The following is a 19,131-nucleotide window of genomic DNA, read 5'->3' as shown; positions in this document are numbered from 1 at the left end:
GGGCCGGAAAACGCCCACCGTGCGAACAGCCGGCACAAGCAACACTGATAGCAACGAAGAGGCAATAACGTGCCGCAGCAACGAACCGATACGGCCAAGGAATTCGATTTCACGCGCAGTGATTTCGAGCGGGTCCGTGCGCTGATCTACCAGCGCGCCGGGATATCCCTGGCCGACAGCAAGCAGGAGATGGTCTACAGCCGCCTGGCGCGGCGCCTGCGCGCCACCGGGATCCAGTCCTTCGTGCGCTACCTCGACGACCTGGAAGCCGGCCGCATGGCGACCGAATGGGAAGCCTTCACCAATGCGCTGACCACCAACCTGACCTCGTTCTTCCGCGAATCCCACCACTTCCCGCTGCTGGCCGAGCACCTGGCGGGCCTGCAGCGCCGCGACGGCAAGCCGCTCACCATCTGGTGTTCGGCCGCGTCCACCGGCGAAGAGCCGTATTCGATCGCGATGACCGCCTGCGAGGCCTTCGGCAGCCTGAACCCGCCGGTACAGATCGTCGCGACCGATATCGACACCAACGTGCTGGCGGTCGGCGCCACCGGGGTCTATCCGATGGAGCGCGTCGACAAGGTGGGCGCGGAGCGCCTGAAACGCTTCTTCCTGAAGGGGAAGGGCGCCAACGAGGGCATGGCGCGGGTGCGTCCGGAAGTGCGCCAGCTGGTGAATTTCCGCCAGCTGAACCTGCTGGCGAACGAATGGCCGGTGGAAGGGCAGTTCGACGCGATCTTCTGCCGCAACGTGATGATCTACTTCGACAAGGACACCCAGCGCAAGATCCTGGCGCGCTTCGTGCCCCTGATGAAGCCCCATGCCCTGCTGTTCGCCGGGCATTCCGAAAACTTCCTGTACGTGTCGGATTCGCTGCGCCTGCGCGGCAAGACGGTGTACGAACTCGATCAGGCCGCGCGCCGCCACCCGTTCTAAGACACCGACATGAACAACCAGTTCGCCACCAACGTCTACTACGACCGCACCTTCGACTGCGACGCAGCCAAGATCCTGCCGGGCGAGTACTACTACACCGGCAAGAACATGCTGATCGTGACCGTGCTCGGTTCCTGCGTGTCGGCCTGCATCCGCGACCGCATCACCGGCCTGGGCGGCATGAACCATTTCATGCTGCCCGACGGCGGCGACGCCGGCAGCCCGGTGTCGGCCTCGATGCGCTACGGGAGCTTCGCCATGGAGATCCTGATCAACGACCTGCTCAAGGCGGGCGCGCGCCGCGAGCATCTGGAGGCCAAGGTGTTCGGCGGCGGCGCCGTGCTGCGCGGCTTCACCGCCATGAATGTGGGCGAACGCAACGCCTCCTTCGTGGTGGACTTCCTGAAGACCGAGCGCATCCCGGTGCTGGCCTCGGACCTGAACGACGTCTATCCGCGCAAGGTGTACTTCTTCCCCAAGACCGGCAAGGTGCTAGTGAAGAAGCTGATGCAGACCCAGAACGATACGCTGGCAAAACGCGAGCTCGATTACGCCAAACGACTCAAGGTCGAACCGGTCGGCGGCGACATCGACCTGTTCTGAGCGTGCCAGCGACAGAAGAACAAGACCTGAAAGGACGACACATGACAATCAAGGTGTTGATCGTCGACGACTCGGCGCTGATCCGCAGCGTGATGAGCGAAATCGTCAACTCCCAGCCCGACATGGAAGTCGTGGCCACGGCCCCCGATCCGCTGGTCGCGCGCGAGCTGATCAAGCGCCACAACCCGGACGTGCTGACCCTCGACGTCGAGATGCCGAAGATGGACGGCCTCGATTTCCTGGAAAAGCTGATGCGCCTGCGCCCGATGCCGGTGCTGATGGTGTCTTCGCTGACCGAGCGCGGCTCGGAGATCACGATGCGCGCGCTGGAACTGGGCGCGGTCGATTTCGTCACCAAGCCGAAGCTGTCGATCCAGACCGGGATGCGCGAATACACCGAACTCATCGCCGACAAGATCCGCGCAGCGAGCCGCGCGCGCATCAAGCGCATGGTCCCGGGCAGTACCCCGGCGCCGCAGCTGTCGGCCCTGCGCAGCCCCCTGATCTCGTCGGAAAAGCTGATCATCATCGGCGCCTCCACCGGCGGCACCGAGGCGATCCGCGAATTCCTGATGCAGATGCCCTCGGACTGCCCGGGCATCCTGATCGCCCAGCACATGCCGGAAGGCTTCACCAGTTCCTTCGCCAAGCGCCTCGATTCGCTGTGCAAGATCAGTGTCAGCGAGTCGCAGGGCAACGAGCGGGTGCTGCCCGGCCACGCCTACATCGCGCCGGGGCATTCGCACCTCCTGCTCACCCGTTCCGGCGCCAACTACATGACGAAGATCGAGCAGAGCCCGCCCGTCAACCGGCACCGTCCCTCGGTCGACGTGCTGTTCCGCAGCGCCGCCCAGGCGGCCGGCAAGAACGCGGTCGGTGTTATCCTGACCGGCATGGGCAAGGACGGGGCCGCCGGCATGCTGGACTTGCGCAATGCGGGCGCGCACAATTTTGCCCAGGACGAGGCAAGCTGCGTCGTGTTCGGCATGCCGCGCGAAGCGATCGCGCTCGGCGCTGCCCACGAAGTAGGCAGTTTGCAGGCCTTGCCGGGCATGGTGCTCGAGCACCTGGCCTCGCAGGGCAGCCGGGCGTTGCGTGTTTGATCCGGATGCGCTTGTATTGATGCCATTTTATCGCCGTACGGCAACAAAAATGCTATTCTTGAGGCTGATCCCACGGTCGCGCGGTGTTGTTCAGCGCTCACCTACTAAACCAAAGCAAAAGATTCAAAACGGAGTAATTCATGGCTGATCCAAAGATGCGTTTTCTGGTTGTTGACGATTTCTCGACGATGCGCCGCATCGTCCGGAATCTGTTGAAGGAACTGGGTTATGCCAATGTCGACGAAGCGGAAGACGGCGTGATGGCGCTGGCCAAGCTGCGCAGCGAACCCTTCGACTTCGTTGTGTCGGACTGGAACATGCCGAACATGGACGGCCTGACCATGCTGCAGAACATCCGTGCCGATCCCGCGCTGGCCAAGCTGCCGGTGCTGATGGTGACCGCCGAAGCCAAGAAGGAAAACATCATCGCGGCCGCGCAGGCCGGCGCCAGCGGCTACGTGGTCAAGCCGTTCACGGCCGCGACGCTGGACGAGAAGCTCAACAAGATCTTCGAAAAGATGGACAAGGCGGGCTGACATGACGGAGCAGACTGCGGCGCAGGTCGAGACCTCCCACGACGAGGTCCTGAGCCGGATCGGGCACATGACGCGCGCGCTGCATGAAAGCCTGCGTGGCCTCGGCCTCGACAAGCTGATCGAGAAGGCGGCGAGCGACATTCCCGATGCGCGCGATCGCCTCGACTACGTGGCGCGCCTGTCCGAACAGGCTGCCAAGCGCGTGCTGGACGCCACCGACGCCGCCGGTCCGGTGCAGGATGCGATCGAGACCCGCTCCGGCGAGCTCGCCGGCGCCTGGCAGGCGCTGCTGGACCAGGGGGCGTCGGAAGCCGACTGGCGCGCGCTGGCGCAGCGTACCATCGCCGGCCTCGACGAGTCCCGTGCCGGGGCCTGCGCGACGCGTGGCCAGCTGATGGACATCATGATGGCCCAGGACTTCCAGGACCTGACCGGCCAGGTGATCGGCCGCATCACGGGCATCGCCCAGAACCTCGAGAAGCAGCTGGTGCAGGTGCTGATCGACTTCGCGCCGAGCGAGATCCGGCGCGAGATCGACAATGGCTTGCTCAACGGCCCGCAGATCAAGCCGGAAGGCAAGAGCGAAGTGGTGGCCGACCAGGGCCAGGTCGACGACCTGCTCGACAGCCTCGGTTTCTAGCTTGCGCCGGGCCGCGGCGCAGCCCGTGCTCCGTAATACGTTTCACTGACGCGCCACATGCATCGAACTAACTTCATCGTCCGCGAACCGCTGCTCGACCCCAGGCAGCGCGTCATCGGCTACGAGCTGTCGTGGCAGCATCACGACGGCAAGGTCCCGAGCGACCAGGAACTCGAAGACCTGGTCGGCTTCGTCGCCGAGCACGTCAACCATGCCGAGCACGGCTGGCTGCTGCGCGACAAGGTCCTGTTCCTCGACGCCGTCCCCGAGATGCTCTCCCTCGATGCGCTGCACGCGCTGCCGCCGGAGCGCACCGTCCTCACCCTGAACATCCGCAAGCTGACCGACCCGGACGTGCGCGCGGCGGTGCAGGCGGTGCGCGTGGGCGGGGTAGGGGTGTCGATCCGCGGCGCCGACCTCAAGCTGCTGGGCCGGAACCTGTCGCCCTATGCCTCCTACGTCGAGGTGCAGTTCGCGGGCAGCGACGTCGCCGCGCAGGCCCGCACCTATGCCGCCGCCAGGCATGCCGCGGTGCGCATGGTGGGCCGCCCGGTGGCCACCTGGGCCGATTTCGACGCCTGCGCCGCGCTCGGCCTGGACGCCTTTGTCGGCAAGCTGCACCTGACCCCGCGGCCGGGCAATCCGGTCAAGGGCATGAATCCGACCCAGAGCACCATCCTGCAGCTGATGCAGCTGGTGCAGAACAACGAGGACCTGCCCAGGCTCGAGAACATCCTGAAGCGCGATCCGGCGCTCACCTACAAGCTGCTCAGCTACATCAATTCCGCGGGCTTCGGGGCCGCGCGCAGGGTAGAGTCGCTGCGCCAGGCGATTGCCCTGATGGGCTATGCGCCCTTGTACCGCTGGCTGGTGCTGCTGCTGGCCACGGCCAGTTCGAGCGGTTATTCGCCGGTGCTGATGGAGACCGCGGTGGTGCGTGGCCGCCTGGCCGAGCTGCTCGGACAAAAGGCGCTGCGCGGCGAGGGCGAGCACCTGTTCGTGGCCGGCATGTTCTCGCTGCTGGACCGGCTGCTGGGCCTGCCGATGCAGGAGGTGCTGGAAACGGTGCCGCTGCCCGAGGAAGTGGTCAGGGCGCTGGTGTCGCGCGAAGGAAAATACGGGCCTTACCTGGCCCTGGCCGAGGCTTGCGAACTCAATTCGAAGCTGGTGGCGGGGCTGGCGGAGTCGCTCGACATCCCTCCGCTGGAAGTCAACAAGGCGCACCTGTCGGCGCTGGCCTGGGCGCAGTCGATCGCCGCCTAAAAGCGAACGTCGACTTGGGTCCCGGCCTTCGTCGGGACGACGGTTTCTGAGCTGATGGAACTTCGTTGTGGCCAGCGGTCTTGGCACGTCATGCGCGCCACTGGCGCCCATGACTCCCGGCGCAGGCCGGGATCCAATGTTGCCAGCATACCGCCAGCGCCTATCGCGCAACTGCCCGCCGCTCCGGCGTCCCGGTGGTCACGAAGCGTTCCAGCGTCTGCTGCATCTGCATCGAGATGCTCGCGAAGCTGCAACCTATCTGCACCTGCTCTCCCAGCAGGAAGGTGCGGAACGGGCGCAGCAGGCGCACTTCGAGGTCGGCGGTGATCGCCAGGCTCGGCCCCAGCTGCAGGCGCACGCCTTCCAGCTTCTTCCCCACGTGCAGCCCGAAGCATTGCTCGGGCGTCGCACGCAGCCCCACGCCGCCTTGCGAGAAGTCGTACAGGGGCAGTTCCATCTCGGCGCCCTTGATGCGGAAGCTCGCCAGGTAATGGACGCCCACCGGCGTCTCGACCCGGCGCGCGGCGCGGCGGTTCAGCACCAGGCAGGCGGGCGGGAATTCGGCCTGGACGTGCAGCTTGTTGGAGGGCGCCGGGTTCCAGGACTGGTCGAGCTCGAACTGCAGCTTGGCGTTGCCGCCCAGCGAAGCGACCAGGGTGGCCTTGCCGGCCGGCGGGCGCTCGCTGCCGGTGAAGTCGATGACGAAATGCGGCAGCTCCGGGTCGACCGATTCGATGCGCGCCAGCAGCGGCTCGATCCAGCCGGCCGGGAACACCGTGATCGGCTCGCCGGACAGGGACAGCGCGGTCAAGGTTTCGCCGATATCGAAAGGATCGCGCATTTCATGCGGCTCGGCGGTGCTGCCGATACGGCTGAGCGCGTCCGACTGCCGCGGTGGGCCCTTGCGGTCGATGGGAGTGGAGGTTTCGTTCACGGCAACTTTCCTTGCGAGATTCCTTCATGCTGCGCGAAAACCGGCTGGTTTCCGCGCACGTCAAGTATAAGGCTAGTCCGACTGGTATTGCAATTTAGCAAGCAAAGATAGCTGTTTGTTACGGCTAGATTTCCAGGTTGTCGATCAGGCGCGTGTTGCCGAGCTTGGCCGCCGCCAGCACGACCAGCGGGGCGCCCGCTTCCAGGTCGGCCATGCCGGGCGCCTGCAGGTCGATGCGCTTGCGGATCGACACATAGTCCGGCTTCCAGCCGCGCGCGGCCAGGAAATCCATGGCCTGGCGCTCGACGGCGGCGACGTCGCGGCTGCCCGCGCGCATCGCTTCGGCGACGGCGTTCAGCTGCTGGTACAGCGCCGGGGCCTCGAGCCGCTCCTCGCTCGAGAGGTAGCCGTTGCGCGAGGACAGGGCCAGGCCGTCCTCGGCGCGGAAGGTCTCGGCGCCGATGATCTCGGTCGGCAGGGCGAACTGGCGCGCCATGTTACGGACGATCATCAGCTGCTGGTAATCCTTCTTGCCGAACACGGCCACGCGCGGCTGCACGCAGGAGAACAGCTTGGTCACCACGGTGCAGACGCCGTCGAAGAAACCGGGGCGGAATTCGCCTTCCAGGGTATTGCCCAGGCCTTCGGGCGGGCGCACGCGGTATTCCTGCGGCTCCGGGTACATGTCCCTCTCGGTCGGCGCGAACAGCACGTAGACGCCTTCCTTTTCCAGCTTGGCCACGTCGTCCTGGAAGGTGCGCGGGTACTTGTCGAAATCCTCGTTCGGGCCGAACTGCAAACGATTGACGAAGATGGACGCCACCACCGGGTCGCCGTGCCGGCGCGCCAGGCGCATCAGCGACAAATGGCCTTCATGCAGGTTGCCCATCGTCGGCACAAAGGCGGTGCGCAGCTGGCCGCGCAGCTGGTCGCGCAGTTCGTCGATGGAGGAAATGATTTTCATGGGGGTAACAGAATAGGGATAAAGTAACCGGCTCTTCAAGCCGGGGAATAGGCCAGGCGCACATAGATCGGCGCAAAGGGCTCGGCCTGCGTGATCTCGATCAAGGTTTCCTTCGCCAGTTCGAGCATGGCGACAAAGTGTACAACCACGATCGGAATCGTGTGCTGGCCGGCGAACAATTCGGAAAATTCGACGAAGCGCTGCGACTGCAGGGTGCGCAGGATGGCCGACATGTGCTCGCGCACCGAGAGCTCCTGGCGGCTGATCCGGTGGTGCTGGGTCAGCTTGGCGCGGCGCATCACATCCAGCCAGGCACGCTGCAGGTCCCAGGGATCGACGTCGGGCAGCACGGGCGCCAGGCCCTGTTCGACGAACAGCTGCGGGCGCACGAAGTCGCGGCCTTCCTGGGGCAGGGCGCCGAGCGCCACCGCCGCCGCCTTGATCTGCTCGTAGTCCAGCAGGCGGCGCACCAGTTCGGCGCGCGGGTCGCCGACGTCCTCGACCAGGTCCTCGTGCCTTTTGGGGAGCAGCATCCTCGACTTGATCTCGATCAGCATCGCCGCCATGAGCAGGTACTCGGCGGCCAGTTCCAGGTTGCGCTGGCGGATCTGCTCGACGTATTCCAGGTATTGCAGGGTCACCTGCGCCATGGGGATGTCGAGGATGTTGAAGTTCTGCTTGCGGATCAGGTACAGCAGCAGGTCGAGCGGACCTTCGAAGGCGTCGAGGAAGACCTCGAGCGCGTCCGGCGGGATGTACAGGTCGTTGGGCAGGCGCATCAAAGGCTCGCCGTACAGGCGAGCGATGGCCGCCTCGGCCGCATTGGCCGCTGCGTTCAGGTGCTCGTCGTGGATAGCCGGGGGCGCCCCATCCTGCGGGGGATCGGCCGCGCTTGGCGCGGCCTGCTCGGGCAGCATGGGGCTTACCTCAGCCTCAGACCTTGGACTGGTACGGGTAGGCTTGCTGGCGCAGGCGCGACGCGTTGATGCGCTCCTGTTCGTCCAGCGACAGCGGGGCCTTGTCCCACAGCAGGGCGCGGCCTTCCACCTGGCGCTCTTCCATGCCCGGGGTCTTGGCTTTCAGTTCCTTGATGAACTTGGTGTGCTCGGATTCGTACAGCGAGTGTTGTTTCTTGAAGAACATGATTTCCAGAATGAAGTAGCAAACAGACGGGGCAGATTCTTCAGCCCCGGCAGGTTTGCGTCAAGTTTACTTGTGCAGTTCGTTCAGCTGGCGGGCGATGATGTCGTGGTTGAGCCACAGCACCGGGGCGATCTTTTCCGATGCGCCATGGAACATCAGCGGGCCGGCGCCTTCCAATACAAGGCTGGACAGGTGGTCGGTGATGAGTGCCTTCTTGTCCTTGTGCAGGTTGGTGATGGCTTCCGAGGTACCGATCATGACTTCGGCCAGTTCCGGGGTGTTGTCCATCGGCCAGGCTTCGAAGTTGCGGAAATGGGCGCTGGTCGCGTCGTTGTTGTAGTGCTCGATGGTGTCGAGCAGCGATTGCAGCGAGATGCCGTCGCCCAGCAGGTCCTGGCAGATCTGCCATTGCTGGTCGGCCCATGCTCCGCCGCCTTCCTTTTTCAGGGCGAGCAGCAGCGGGAACAGCGACAGCTCGACGCCCACGAAGATGTCCGAGGAGTTGGTGCGGATTTCCGGGCAGTTGAACACGGTGGCGTAGACGCCCTCGTTCCAGGCCGCCTGGGCGATCGACTCCAGGCGCATCTTGGCGTAGCCCTGGGTGTAGTTGGTGTAGGTCTGCCACTGGTACTCGCCCTGGATGAGGATCTCGGTGCCGTGGTAGCCGTAGGCGGTGTAGCGCACTTCGCCGCCTGCCTTGGTGACGCGCTCGCGGAGCGTGCTTGATGCATCGATCAGGTACTTGAGCGTGTTGGCGGTGACTTCGTCGAAGTTCATCAGGATCAGCTTGCCCAGGTCGCTGTCGAGCAGGGCGCGCGAGGATTCGAAGCGCTCGCCGCGGCCCTTGTAGATGCGGTTGGCGATGGCCAGGAAGGCCTTGATCTTCGGGATGCCGCCGGCCATGGTGTGGGCGAAGAAGACGTTCGCGCCTTCCGGGATCAGCTTGTCGATTTCAGCCATCGCCTGGGCGGCGCTGGTGGTGAAGCGGCGCACGCCCGCTTCGCGGCAGCGCTCGATCTTTTCCCAGTCCAGCTTGTCGTCCTGCCAGGTCTTGAGCTTGACGTCCGCCAGCAGTTCGGTCGGGTTCTGCTCGCCTTCCGGGGCGTCCATGTCGAAACCGGCCATCAGCGGCACGTTGACGATCTTGCCGCCGAGCTTCTCTTCCGCCTCGGCGTGTTCTTCCGCGGTGAGCGCGCGCAGGGCGCCGGACTCGTCGCGGCGGCCGACGGTGATGCCGACGATGCTCATGCCGGCAGCGCGCGCCTCGTCGATCAGGCCGTTCACATAGCCGCGGCCGAACAGTTCGCCGAACAGGACGAAGACGTCGCCCTTGCGGAACACGTTGGCTTGCGGGATATGGCGGAGAGGAGTGAATTCGGTCATCTTATTATCTACCTATCTTGTATGGTCTGAAGAAGGCCTGCCGGCAAGGGCCGTAGGGGCATGAGTTTCAGAAAAAACACACCATTATAACGCTGTGGTTGGGCGTGGGCGTTGATTTTGGCGCTGGGGGAAGTGGTGAGGGGAAGCTGTAGCAGGGCGCTACGAACTTGGGTCCCGGCCTTCGCCGGGACGACGGTGCTTGCGTTACCACTTACTTCAAACAACGTCATCCCGGCGAAGGCCGGGATCCAATGATGTGTCCGTATGGTTAGCGAATACGCATGCCCGGCTGCGCGCCCGGCATCGGATCGAGCAGGTACAGGCCCGGATTGGCCTTCTCGTCGGCAGCGGACGCGCACAGCACCATGCCCTCCGACACGCCGAACTTCATCTTGCGCGGCGCCAGGTTGGCGACCATCACGGTCAGCTTGCCGACCAGGTCTTCCGGCTTGTAGGCCGACTTGATGCCCGAGAACACGTTGCGGTAGCGGCCTTCGCCCACGTCCAGGGTCAGGCGCAGCAGCTTGCCGGCGCCTTCGACGTGTTCGCAGTTGACGATCTTCGCCACGCGCAGGTCGACCTTCAGGAAATCGTCGATCGAGATTTCCGGCGCCAGTTCCTCGATGTCGCCGGCCGGCGCGGCGGCCTCAAGGGCAGCCGGCGCAGGTGCAGCCACTGCGGGAGCTGCCGCAGGGACGCCTGCCGGCTTGTCGAACAGGTTCTCGACCATCTTCGCATCGACGCGTTGCATCAGGTGGCTGTAGGCGCCGATCGTGCGGCCCAGCATGGTTTCGTAGACGGCCGCGCCATGGGTATCGAGCCAGCTCAGCTCGCTATCGCCCAGGAATTCGGTGACGCGCGCGGCCACCTGCGGCAGCACCGGCGACAGCATGATGGAGAGCTGGCGGAACAGGATCAGCGCAGTGGTGCAGACGTCGTGCAGTTCAGCAAGCTTCGACTCATCCTTGGCCAGCAGCCAGGGCTTGTTCTCGTCCACGTACTGGTTGACGATGTCGGTGATCTCCATGATCTCGCGCATCGCGCGGCCGTACTCGCGCGCTTCGAACGCGGCCGCGATGCTGGCCTGGCGCTCGGCGCCTTCGTTCATCAGGGCCTTGCAGATCCAGCCCTTGGCGTTGTCCGACAGGCTGTCGGCCAGCTTGCCGTCGAATTTCTTGGAGATGAAGCCGGCGCAGCGGCTGGCGATGTTGATGTATTTGCCGATCAGGTCGCTGTTCACGCGGGCCACGAAGTCGTCGCCGTTGAAGTCGAGGTCTTCGACTTTCGCATTCAACTTGAACGCCAGGTAGTAACGCAGCCATTCCGGGTTCATGCCCAGCTCCAGGTAGCGCAGCGGCGAGATGCCGGTGCCGCGCGACTTCGACATCTTTTCGTTGTTGACCGTCAGGTGGCCGTGCACCGCGACCTTCAGCTTGTCGATGATCGGGTGCTGCGAGAAGTTCAGCATCGCCGGCCAGAACAGCAGGTGGAAGGACACGATGTCCTTGCCGATGAAGTGGACTTGCTCGGCGGCCGGGTCGTTCAGGAAAGCGTCGTAGTCGATGCCCTGTTTGCTGAAGTAGTTCTTCAGCGAGGCCAGGTAGCCGACCGGCGCGTCCAGCCACACATAGAAGAACTTGCCCGGCGCGTCAGGAATCGGGATGCCGAAATAGGGCGCGTCACGCGAAATGTCCCAGTCGGCCAGCTTCTCGCCGGACTCGCCCAGCCATTCCGAGACCTTGTTGACCATTTCCGGCTGCAGGCGGCCCGGGGTGTTCAGCCATTCCTTCAGGAAGGTGAAGCAGCGCGGGTCGGACAGCTTGAAGAAATACTGTTCCGACGGCTTGAGGATCGGGGTCGAGCCGGTGAACACCGAGAACGGATTGACCAGTTCGGTCGGCTGGTAGGCGGCGCCGCAGACTTCGCAGTTGTCGCCGTACTGGTCCTTGGCGTGGCAGACCGGGCACTCGCCCTTGATGTTGCGGTCGGCCAGGAACATGCCCTTGACCGGGTCGTAGAAGCGGTCGACGGTCTTGGTGACGATCAGGCCGGCGTCGCGCAGCTGGCGGTAGATGCCCTGCGAGAGTTCGACGTTTTCCGGCGAATCGGTGGAATACCAGTTGTCGAAGGCGATGTGGAAGCCGTCCAGGTACTGCGGGCGGCCGGCGGCGATCTTGGCCACGAATTCCTGCGGCGTGATGCCTTCTTTTTCGGCAGCGATCATGATCGGAGTGCCGTGGGTGTCGTCGGCGCAGACGAAATGCACCTGGCGCTGGGTACCATTATCGCGCTGCATTCGCTGGAACCGGACCCAGATGTCGGCCTGGATGTATTCCATCATGTGGCCGATATGGAAGGCAGCATTGGCGTAGGGCAGGGCAGTGGTGACGAACAGCTTGCGGGTCATGGTGGTCGAAGCGCTTTGGTTATATGGAAAGAAGCATTTTACCAGCGGAAGGCGGCACCTGCGCAGCGGCCGGCGCCGGGTTTGCCAAAGCAACAAGAAGCGAGCGGCATTTTGCGCTACACTTCGCCCCTATAACCTGGAGAAACACATGAGCATCACTGAGAACGATGTCAAGGCAGCATTATCGGCGGTCATCGATCCGAATACCGGGAAGGATTTCGTTTCTTCCAAATCCATCAAGAACATCAAGCTCAGCGGCGCGGACGTCTCTTTCGACGTCGAGCTGGGTTATCCGGCAGCCAGCCAGGTCGCCGGCATCCGCGACAGCGTGGTGGCCGGCGTCAAGGCCCTGCCTGGCGTGGGCAACGTGACGGCCAGGGTATATACCAAGATCCTGTCGCACGCGGTCCAGCGCGGCCTGAAGGTCATGCCGAACGTGAAGAACATCATCGCGGTCGCCTCGGGCAAGGGTGGCGTGGGCAAGTCGACCACTGCCGTCAACCTGGCCCTGGCCCTGGCCGCCGAAGGCGCCAGCGTCGGCATCCTGGACGCGGATATCTACGGTCCGTCGCAGCCGATGATGTTGGGGATTAACGCCCGTCCCGAGAGCACGGATGGCAAGACCATGGAACCGCTCGAGAACCACGGCGTGCAGGTGTCCTCGATCGGCTTCATGATCGATCCGGACGAGCCGATGGTCTGGCGCGGCCCGATGGTCACCGGCGCGCTGCAGCAGCTGCTCGAGCAGACCAACTGGCGCGACCTCGACTACCTGATCGTCGACATGCCCCCGGGCACCGGCGACATCCAGCTGACCCTGTCGCAGAAGGTGCCGGTCACCGGCGCCGTCATCGTCACCACCCCGCAGGACATCGCCCTGCTGGACGCGCGCAAGGGCCTCAAGATGTTCGAGAAGGTCGGCATTCCGATCATCGGCGTGGTCGAGAACATGAGCACCCACATCTGCTCCAACTGCGGCCACCACGAGGAAATCTTCGGGGCGGGCGGCGGCGAGAAGATGTGCCGCGACTTCGGCGTCGACTTCCTCGGCAAGCTGCCGCTGAACCTGTCGATCCGCGAGCAGACCGATTCCGGCCGCCCGACCGTGGTCGCCGATCCGGAAGGCCCGGTCGCCGGCGTGTACAAGGAGATCGCGCGCAAGGTCGCCGTCAAGGTCGCCGAGAAGGCCAAGGACATGACCAGCAAGTTCCCGAGCATCGTCGTCAAGAACGACTGATTTTTTTACCATTTGGTAAAAAAACGATGCGCGTTTCCAGCATCCGCGAGCGCCTGGCCCTGCTGGGCGCGCTGCCGCTGCACCAGGAGCGCGTGCTGCGCGACTGGGTGCAGGGCGCGGCGCACGAGCGCGGGCGCCGTCCGGCCTCCGACTTCCTCCCCAAATCCGTACGCGCAGCCTTGCCTCTGCTGGATGACGAGCTGGCTGGCCTGGTGCGGCTGGTTTCCAGCCACCCGGGCGAGGACGGTTCCGAGCGCCTGCTGGTGGGCTTGGGCGATGGCCAGATGGTCGAATCGGTGCTGCTGCCGCGCGACGGCGTGTGCGTCTCGAGCCAGGTCGGCTGCGCGGTTGGCTGCACGTTTTGCATGACCGGCCGCGAAGGCCTGCTGCGCCAGGTGACGAGCGGCGAGATCGTGGCCCAGGTGGTGCTGGCGCGCCGCCGCCGGCCGGTGAAGAAGGTGGTCTTCATGGGCATGGGCGAGCCGGCCCACAACCTCGACAACGTGCTGGAAGCGATCGAGCTGCTCGGCACCGAGGCCGGCATCGCGCACAAGAACCTGGTGTTTTCCACCGTGGGCGACCCGCGCGCCTTCGAACGCCTGCATGGCGCGCGCGTGAAACCGGCGCTGGCGCTGTCGCTGCACACCACCAAGCCGCTGCTACGCGCCGAGCTGCTGCCGCGCGCGCCGCGCCTGTCACCCTCGGCGCTGGTCGAGCATGGCGAGCGCTATGCGCGCCAGACCGGCTATCCGATCCAGTACCAGTGGACATTATTAGAGGGCGTGAACGACGGTCCCGATGAGATGGACGGCATCGTGTCGCTCCTGCGCGGCAAGTATGCCATCCTCAACATGATTCCCTATAACACGGTGCCCGACCTGGCGTACCAAAGGCCGAGCTGGGAGCGCGCCCGCGCCATCGCGGCCGGCCTGCATGCGCGCGGCGTGCTGACCAAGCTGCGCGATTCGGCCGGGCAGGACGTCGACGGCGGCTGCGGCCAGCTGCGCGCGCGGGCCGGGCGCACGATCGCCTTGCGTCGGGCTTGAACGAGGATCAGGATGGACGAACAGACCCAAGCCGGCGTCCAGCGGATGCACACCCTGGACAGCGAGGGTCGCCATGACGAGCTGCTGGCCTGCCTGGAGAGGCTGTACGCCCAGGTCGAGGAAGCGCCGGCGCCGGCCAGGACCGATTATTTCATGACGATGTTCCAGTGGAGCATGCTTATCGAGAAGTATGCGCCAGCAGCCAGCGCCCTGGCCCGGGCGCGCGACGAGCAGGCGCGGCGCCTGCTGGCCGGCGCGCCCTATACCGGCACCGCGCCCTGGCTGGACGACCACCGCCAGATGTTCGAGCGGGTCGAACGCTTCGCCCTGATCGTGAACATGAACGAGACCCTGGGCGATCCGCGTGCAACCCATGCGCTGTTCCTGCAGCTGGAAGAACGTCAGCCGGACCTCGCGCGCCGCTACGCCTGGCGCGCCTTGCCGGCCATCGTCGAGGCGGGTGATTTCGCCCTGGCCGAGCGTTACCGCGGCGATCCGCTCGCGCTGCTGGCCGAAGTCAACTGCAACGCCAGGACCTGGACCCTGTTCCCGCCGGGACGGCAGGCGCCGCGCCTGGCAGCCGAACTGATGAGCCTGACGCGCGAGGCCCGCATCGGCATCGCCGTGCTGCGCGGCCTGGGACGGCAAGCCGAGGCCGAGGCCGTACGCGACGGCTTGCTATGTGGGCTGGCGAACGAGGAATTGCGCGCATTGGCCGAGCGCGAACTGGAAGAACCGGGCGCCATCAGCCGGAGAATAGCCGAACACCGGATGACGCAGGACTCGTTCACCGAAAAATCCTTGCCGGAATAAACACGGTGAAAACGCGCGGAAGTGCCTGCCGCGCCGCTCGACCTTGCCAGAGTGGTATTGCCTGGCACGCCTCATCTTTCCAGCAACTTTCTGTTCGAAAATAAAGCTCACAGGAATCTTCCTGCCTACACTCGGAGTTTGGAGCGTGGCGCATGGGATGCCTGATGAGCGATAACAGCAGACAGCGGTGGCGCGGGCGTTACCTGGACGCGGCGCACCTGTTCGTACCAGGCAGGCTGCGGCAGGATGCGACCGCGCTCGCGCGTGCCGAGAACGTGGTCAACGCCGCCCTGATGGCGGCCACCGCCGGCCCGCTGTACGCGCTGGCCTACTGGATGCTGGGCCTGCGGCTGGCGGCCGCCGAGATCCTGGCCTGCTGCATGGTCATGCTGATGGCGCCCCCGGTGCTGCGCCTGACCGGCAGCATCGCGCTGGCGCGCGAACTGTTCCTGTGCGCGCTGTTCTTCAATTTCACCTGGCTGACCTGGCACCTGGGCGGCATCCATGCGCCCACGGCCAGCTGGCTGATCACCGCGCCGGTGGTAGCCATGTTCCTCGGCGGCGTGGCCAGCGGCGTGTTCTGGCTGATGGTCAGCTGCGCGGCCGCCGCGGCGATCTGGGCCGTGAGCGCCTTCGGCCTGGCGGCGCTGCACACCCCGAGCCTCGACATGCCGCTGCTGCACCTGATCTGCAACCTCGGCCTGTATGTGGTGGTGCTGGTGTTCGTGCTGCTGTTCGAACTCACCAAGACCGAGGGCTTCGTCAAGCTGCAGCGCGCCCTGGCCACCATCAACGAGCTCGCAATCCGCGACGAGCTCACGGGCAGTCACAATCGCCGCTTCCTGCTCGGGCTGATCGACCGCGAAAAGGAGCGCGCCGACCGCAATGGCCGCCCGTTCTGCCTGTGCCTGTTCGACATCGACTTCTTCAAGCGCATCAACGACACCTATGGGCACGCGGCCGGCGACCTGGTGCTGCGCCGCTTCGCCGAGGCGGTGCAGGGACAGGTGCGCGGCACCGACGCCTTCGGGCGCTACGGCGGCGAGGAGTTCCTCCTGATGCTGCCCGAGACCCCGGCGCCGGACGCGCTGGTGCTGGCCGAGCGGGTGCGGCGCGTGATCGCCGGCCTCTGCTTTCGCGGCCAGGAAACCGGCGGCAGCGAAATCAGCCTGACGGTATCGGTCGGGGTGGTCGAATACCGCCTCGGCGAGGTCGTGGCCCAGGCCATCGCGCGCGCCGACGAGGCGCTGTACGCGGCCAAGTCCCTGGGGCGCAACCGGGTCCAGTGCCACGACGACGACGAGCGCCTGCCGGTGCTGCCCAAGCTGGCGGTCGAGCAGGCCGGGGGGGAGGGCCCCGGCAGCGGCCCGCGGGTGAGCGCCGGACGCCTGCAGGGTGGTGCCCAGTGCGACCAGCTCACCGGCCTGCTCAACCGGAACCTGCTGCGCGACCGCCTGCGCCACGCCATGGACCGCGCCAACCGCAACCGCCGGCTGGTGGCCCTGCTGCTCCTGAATATCAACGGTTTCAAGGAGATCAACGACGAATTCGGCTACGAGGCGGGCGACGAGCTCCTGGCCCAGGCCGGCGCCGCGATCCGGCGCTGCCTGCGCGATTCCGACACGGTGGCGCGCTGGGGCGGCGACGAATTCATCGCGCTGCTGGAAGACCTGAGCTTCGAATCCGACGCCCAGGTGGTGGCCGAGAAGGTCCTCGACCGCTTCGGCCTGCCCCTGAGCGCGGCGGGACGCGAATGCTTCGTCACGCTGGCGGTGGGCGTGGCCCTGTACCCGGCGGCCGACTGCGACCTCGACGCCCTGCTCAAGCGCGCCGACATCGCCATGCGCGGCGCCAAGCGCTGGGGCGAGCACGGCGTCCAGGTCTATTCCGGCGACACGGTGCAGCCGCAGAGCGAGCGCCTGGCCCTCAAGAACGGCCTGCGCGACGCCCTCGCGCAGGGCCAGCTGTTCCTGGAATACCAGCCGCAGATCGACCTGGCCACCCGCTGCGTGATCGGCGTCGAGGCCCTGCTGCGCTGGCAGCATCCGGTGTACGGGCGGGTCGACCCGGGCCGCTTCATTCCGCTGGCCGAGGAGACCGGCATGATCGTCCCGATCGGCGACTGGGCGCTGCGCACCGCCTGCCTGCAGAACCGCGCCTGGCGCGCCAGCGGCCTCCCCGAGATCAAGACCGCGGTCAACCTGTCGGCGCGCCAGCTCAAGGAGCCCGGGCTGCCGGCGCGGGTGCTGACGATCCTGCATGAAACCGGGATGCCGGCGCGCTGCCTCGACCTCGAGATCACCGAGGGCATGCTGATCGAAGACCTGGCCGGCAACTGCGCCCTGATGAGCGGGCTGCGCCAGGCCGGCGTGCTGGTCTCGATCGACGACTTCGGCACCGGCTATTCGAGCCTGAATTACCTGTCCGAGCTGCCGATCGACATTCTCAAGATGGACGGCCTGTTCGTGCGCCGGCTGGGCGCGGCCGGGGCGGGCGCGGGCAGGCCCGGCGCTCGCTCGTTCGCGATCGCCGAGGCCATCGTGTCGATGGCGCACCGGCTCGGCCTGAACGTGATCGCCGAGGCGGTCGAGACGCCCGAGCAATTGGCCGACCTGTGCGCGATGGGATGCGACGCGGCCCAGGGTTATTACTTCGCCCGCCCGCTGCCGCCCGCCGAGGTGGCGGCGATGCTGGCGCGCCAGGTCGAGGCCGCGCCCCTCGTCCCGGCCTGAATTCCCGTCCATGTCGCTTGTCTGCTCATCTCATGTACCGGAGGATGTCGTGCTGAATGAACCGATTCCCTTTGATCCCGCCCACGACCTCGACGCGCTGGCCGCGTCCGGCGCGCTGGGCGGCAACGTCGCCCTGTTCCGCCAGCCGCGCGGACGCGACCTGCTGCGCCGCGCCACGCCGCTCGACGACTGGTGCGCGCTGCGCGCCCGCCACGGCGTCTGGCCCTATGGCCGCACCCTGGACGGCCCGCCGGCGCCGCTGGCCACCGTCGAGCGCCGCCAGGGCATCAACTTCGCCTCACAGGATTACCTGTCGCTGTCCGCCCACCCGGCCGTGATCGACGCGGCCATGCGGGTGATGGCCGAATGCGGGCCGCACAGCGCCGGCTCGGCCATCCTGCTCGGCAACAGCCGCTATTCGGGCGCGCTGGAGGAGGCGATCGGCCAGCTGCTGGACTGCCGCCACGTGGTGCTGTTCCCGACCGGCTGGGGCGCGGCCTTCGGCGCCGTGACCGCCCTGGTGCACGGCAGCGACCACGTGCTGATCGACGCCCTGGCCCATGCCTCGCTGCGCCAGGGTGCGCACGCGGCCACCCGCAACGTCGCCGCGTTCCGCCACAACGACTGCGACCACCTGCGCGAACTGCTGGCCAGCTTGCGCGCGGTGGATGCCAACGGTGCGATCCTGGTCATTACCGAAGGCCTGTTCAGCATGGATGCGGACAGTCCCGACCTGCCGCTGATGCAGTACCTGTGCCGCGAGTACGGCGCCACTCTGATGGTGGACGTGGCGCACGACCTCGGGGCCGTGGGGCCGGGCGGTACTGGCGTGATCGGCGCCCAGGGAATGCTGGGCAAGATCGACATCGTGATGGGCGCCTTTTCCAAGACCTTCGCCTCGAACGGCGGTTTCGTGGCCTGCCCTGAGCCCAGCGTGCGGCGCCAGCTGCAGCTGTTCGCGGGGCCGCACATGTTCTCCAACGCGCTGTCGCCGGTGCAGGCCGCCACCGTGCTGGAGTGCCTGCGCATCGCGACCGGCGAGGAAGGCGAGCGCCTGCGCGCCGACCTGATGCGCAACGCGGTCGAGCTGCGCGCCCTGTTGCAGGAGGAGGGCTTGCGCTGCCTGGGCAACCCGTCGCCGATCGTCCCGCTGTTGCTGGGCCCCGAATCCGCCACGCGGATCGCCGGCATGCTGCTGGCGCGCCGGCAGGTGTTCGTCAATCCGATGGAATTCCCCGGCGTGCCCCTCGGCGCGGCGCGCCTGCGCCTGCAATTGATGGCCCGGCATACGCCGGTCCAGATCCGGCGCGCCGCGCGCCAGCTGGCCGAGGCGGTACGGCGCGCGCTGGCGGCGCCACGGCCGCTGCTGCAGCCGTCCACGCAGGCCTGAA

General features: G+C 66.1%; 17 protein-coding genes. 11 read left to right on the top strand and 6 right to left on the bottom strand.

Annotation, left to right across the window (positions count from 1 at the left end; translation table 11 throughout):
* Window positions 1-69 precede the first annotated feature (69 nt).
* From YWC_RS0101330 to YWC_RS0101305, 6 genes are all read left to right on the top strand, one after another.
* Window positions 70-936 (top strand): CheR family methyltransferase, encoded by an 867-nt coding sequence (locus YWC_RS0101330; RefSeq protein ID WP_027863760.1) that lies wholly within the window; start codon window positions 70-72, stop codon window positions 934-936.
* A 9-nt stretch (window positions 937-945) separates the two neighbouring features.
* The gene (gene cheD, locus YWC_RS0101325) at window positions 946-1,539 is read left to right on the top strand and encodes a chemoreceptor glutamine deamidase CheD (RefSeq protein WP_027863759.1); all 594 of its coding nucleotides are present in this window, start codon (window positions 946-948) and stop codon (window positions 1,537-1,539) included.
* A 41-nt stretch (window positions 1,540-1,580) separates the two neighbouring features.
* Window positions 1,581-2,642, top strand: coding sequence for a protein-glutamate methylesterase/protein-glutamine glutaminase (locus tag YWC_RS0101320; RefSeq protein ID WP_027863758.1), 1,062 nt, complete (start codon window positions 1,581-1,583; stop codon window positions 2,640-2,642).
* 140 nt (window positions 2,643-2,782) lie between these two features.
* Window positions 2,783-3,178, top strand: coding sequence for a chemotaxis response regulator CheY (gene cheY / locus YWC_RS0101315; RefSeq protein WP_027863757.1), 396 nt, complete (start codon window positions 2,783-2,785; stop codon window positions 3,176-3,178).
* A 1-nt stretch (window position 3,179) separates the two neighbouring features.
* Window positions 3,180-3,818: a protein phosphatase CheZ gene (cheZ, locus tag YWC_RS0101310; protein WP_027863756.1), complete on the top strand. Its 639-nt coding sequence runs from the start codon at window positions 3,180-3,182 to the stop codon at window positions 3,816-3,818.
* A 57-nt stretch (window positions 3,819-3,875) separates the two neighbouring features.
* Complete coding sequence (locus tag YWC_RS0101305) at window positions 3,876-5,081, top strand: EAL and HDOD domain-containing protein (RefSeq protein ID WP_027863755.1); 1,206 nt, start codon at window positions 3,876-3,878, stop codon at window positions 5,079-5,081.
* Window positions 5,082-5,241: 160 nt separating this feature from the next.
* Here YWC_RS0101305 and YWC_RS0101300 read toward each other — a convergent pair whose 3' ends face one another.
* From YWC_RS0101300 to metG, 6 genes are all read right to left on the bottom strand, one after another.
* Window positions 5,242-6,015 carry a PilZ domain-containing protein gene (locus YWC_RS0101300; protein WP_027863754.1) on the bottom strand — a complete coding sequence of 258 codons (774 nt, stop codon included), beginning with the start codon at window positions 6,013-6,015 and terminating at the stop codon, window positions 5,242-5,244.
* 124 nt (window positions 6,016-6,139) lie between these two features.
* Window positions 6,140-6,979: a pantoate--beta-alanine ligase gene (panC, locus tag YWC_RS0101295; RefSeq protein ID WP_027863753.1), complete on the bottom strand. Its 840-nt coding sequence runs from the start codon at window positions 6,977-6,979 to the stop codon at window positions 6,140-6,142.
* 35 nt (window positions 6,980-7,014) lie between these two features.
* A complete protein-coding gene (locus YWC_RS0101290) occupies window positions 7,015-7,896 on the bottom strand; it encodes a segregation and condensation protein A (RefSeq protein ID WP_027863752.1) in 882 nt (293 codons plus the stop codon).
* Between the two features lie 16 nt (window positions 7,897-7,912).
* The gene (locus YWC_RS0101285) at window positions 7,913-8,122 is read right to left on the bottom strand and encodes a DUF3460 family protein (RefSeq protein WP_027863751.1); all 210 of its coding nucleotides are present in this window, start codon (window positions 8,120-8,122) and stop codon (window positions 7,913-7,915) included.
* A 66-nt stretch (window positions 8,123-8,188) separates the two neighbouring features.
* A complete protein-coding gene (locus tag YWC_RS0101280) occupies window positions 8,189-9,505 on the bottom strand; it encodes an enoyl ACP reductase FabMG family protein (protein WP_027863750.1) in 1,317 nt (438 codons plus the stop codon).
* Window positions 9,506-9,773: 268 nt separating this feature from the next.
* Window positions 9,774-11,912: a methionine--tRNA ligase gene (metG, locus tag YWC_RS0101275; RefSeq protein WP_027863749.1), complete on the bottom strand. Its 2,139-nt coding sequence runs from the start codon at window positions 11,910-11,912 to the stop codon at window positions 9,774-9,776.
* Between the two features lie 148 nt (window positions 11,913-12,060).
* Between metG and apbC the strand changes: the two genes are divergently transcribed.
* The 5 genes from apbC to YWC_RS0101250 all read left to right on the top strand — a co-directional run bounded on the left by apbC (window position 12,061) and on the right by YWC_RS0101250 (window position 19,130).
* Window positions 12,061-13,149 carry an iron-sulfur cluster carrier protein ApbC gene (gene apbC, locus YWC_RS0101270; RefSeq protein WP_027863748.1) on the top strand — a complete coding sequence of 363 codons (1,089 nt, stop codon included), beginning with the start codon at window positions 12,061-12,063 and terminating at the stop codon, window positions 13,147-13,149.
* A 26-nt stretch (window positions 13,150-13,175) separates the two neighbouring features.
* Window positions 13,176-14,195 carry an RNA methyltransferase gene (locus tag YWC_RS0101265; protein ID WP_027863747.1) on the top strand — a complete coding sequence of 340 codons (1,020 nt, stop codon included), beginning with the start codon at window positions 13,176-13,178 and terminating at the stop codon, window positions 14,193-14,195.
* Between the two features lie 12 nt (window positions 14,196-14,207).
* Window positions 14,208-15,008 carry a hypothetical protein gene (locus YWC_RS0101260; RefSeq protein WP_027863746.1) on the top strand — a complete coding sequence of 267 codons (801 nt, stop codon included), beginning with the start codon at window positions 14,208-14,210 and terminating at the stop codon, window positions 15,006-15,008.
* Between the two features lie 164 nt (window positions 15,009-15,172).
* Complete coding sequence (locus YWC_RS0101255) at window positions 15,173-17,740, top strand: putative bifunctional diguanylate cyclase/phosphodiesterase (protein WP_027863745.1); 2,568 nt, start codon at window positions 15,173-15,175, stop codon at window positions 17,738-17,740.
* A gap of 49 nt (window positions 17,741-17,789) precedes the next feature.
* Window positions 17,790-19,130, top strand: coding sequence for an aminotransferase class I/II-fold pyridoxal phosphate-dependent enzyme (locus YWC_RS0101250; RefSeq protein ID WP_027863744.1), 1,341 nt, complete (start codon window positions 17,790-17,792; stop codon window positions 19,128-19,130).
* Window position 19,131 lies beyond the last annotated feature (1 nt).

It is taken from the genome of Massilia alkalitolerans DSM 17462 (assembly GCF_000427785.1).
GTDB lineage: Bacteria > Pseudomonadota > Gammaproteobacteria > Burkholderiales > Burkholderiaceae_D > Telluria > Telluria alkalitolerans.
The sequence above is the reverse complement of the archived record's forward strand: the minus strand, read 5'-3'. Positions and strand labels throughout refer to the sequence as shown.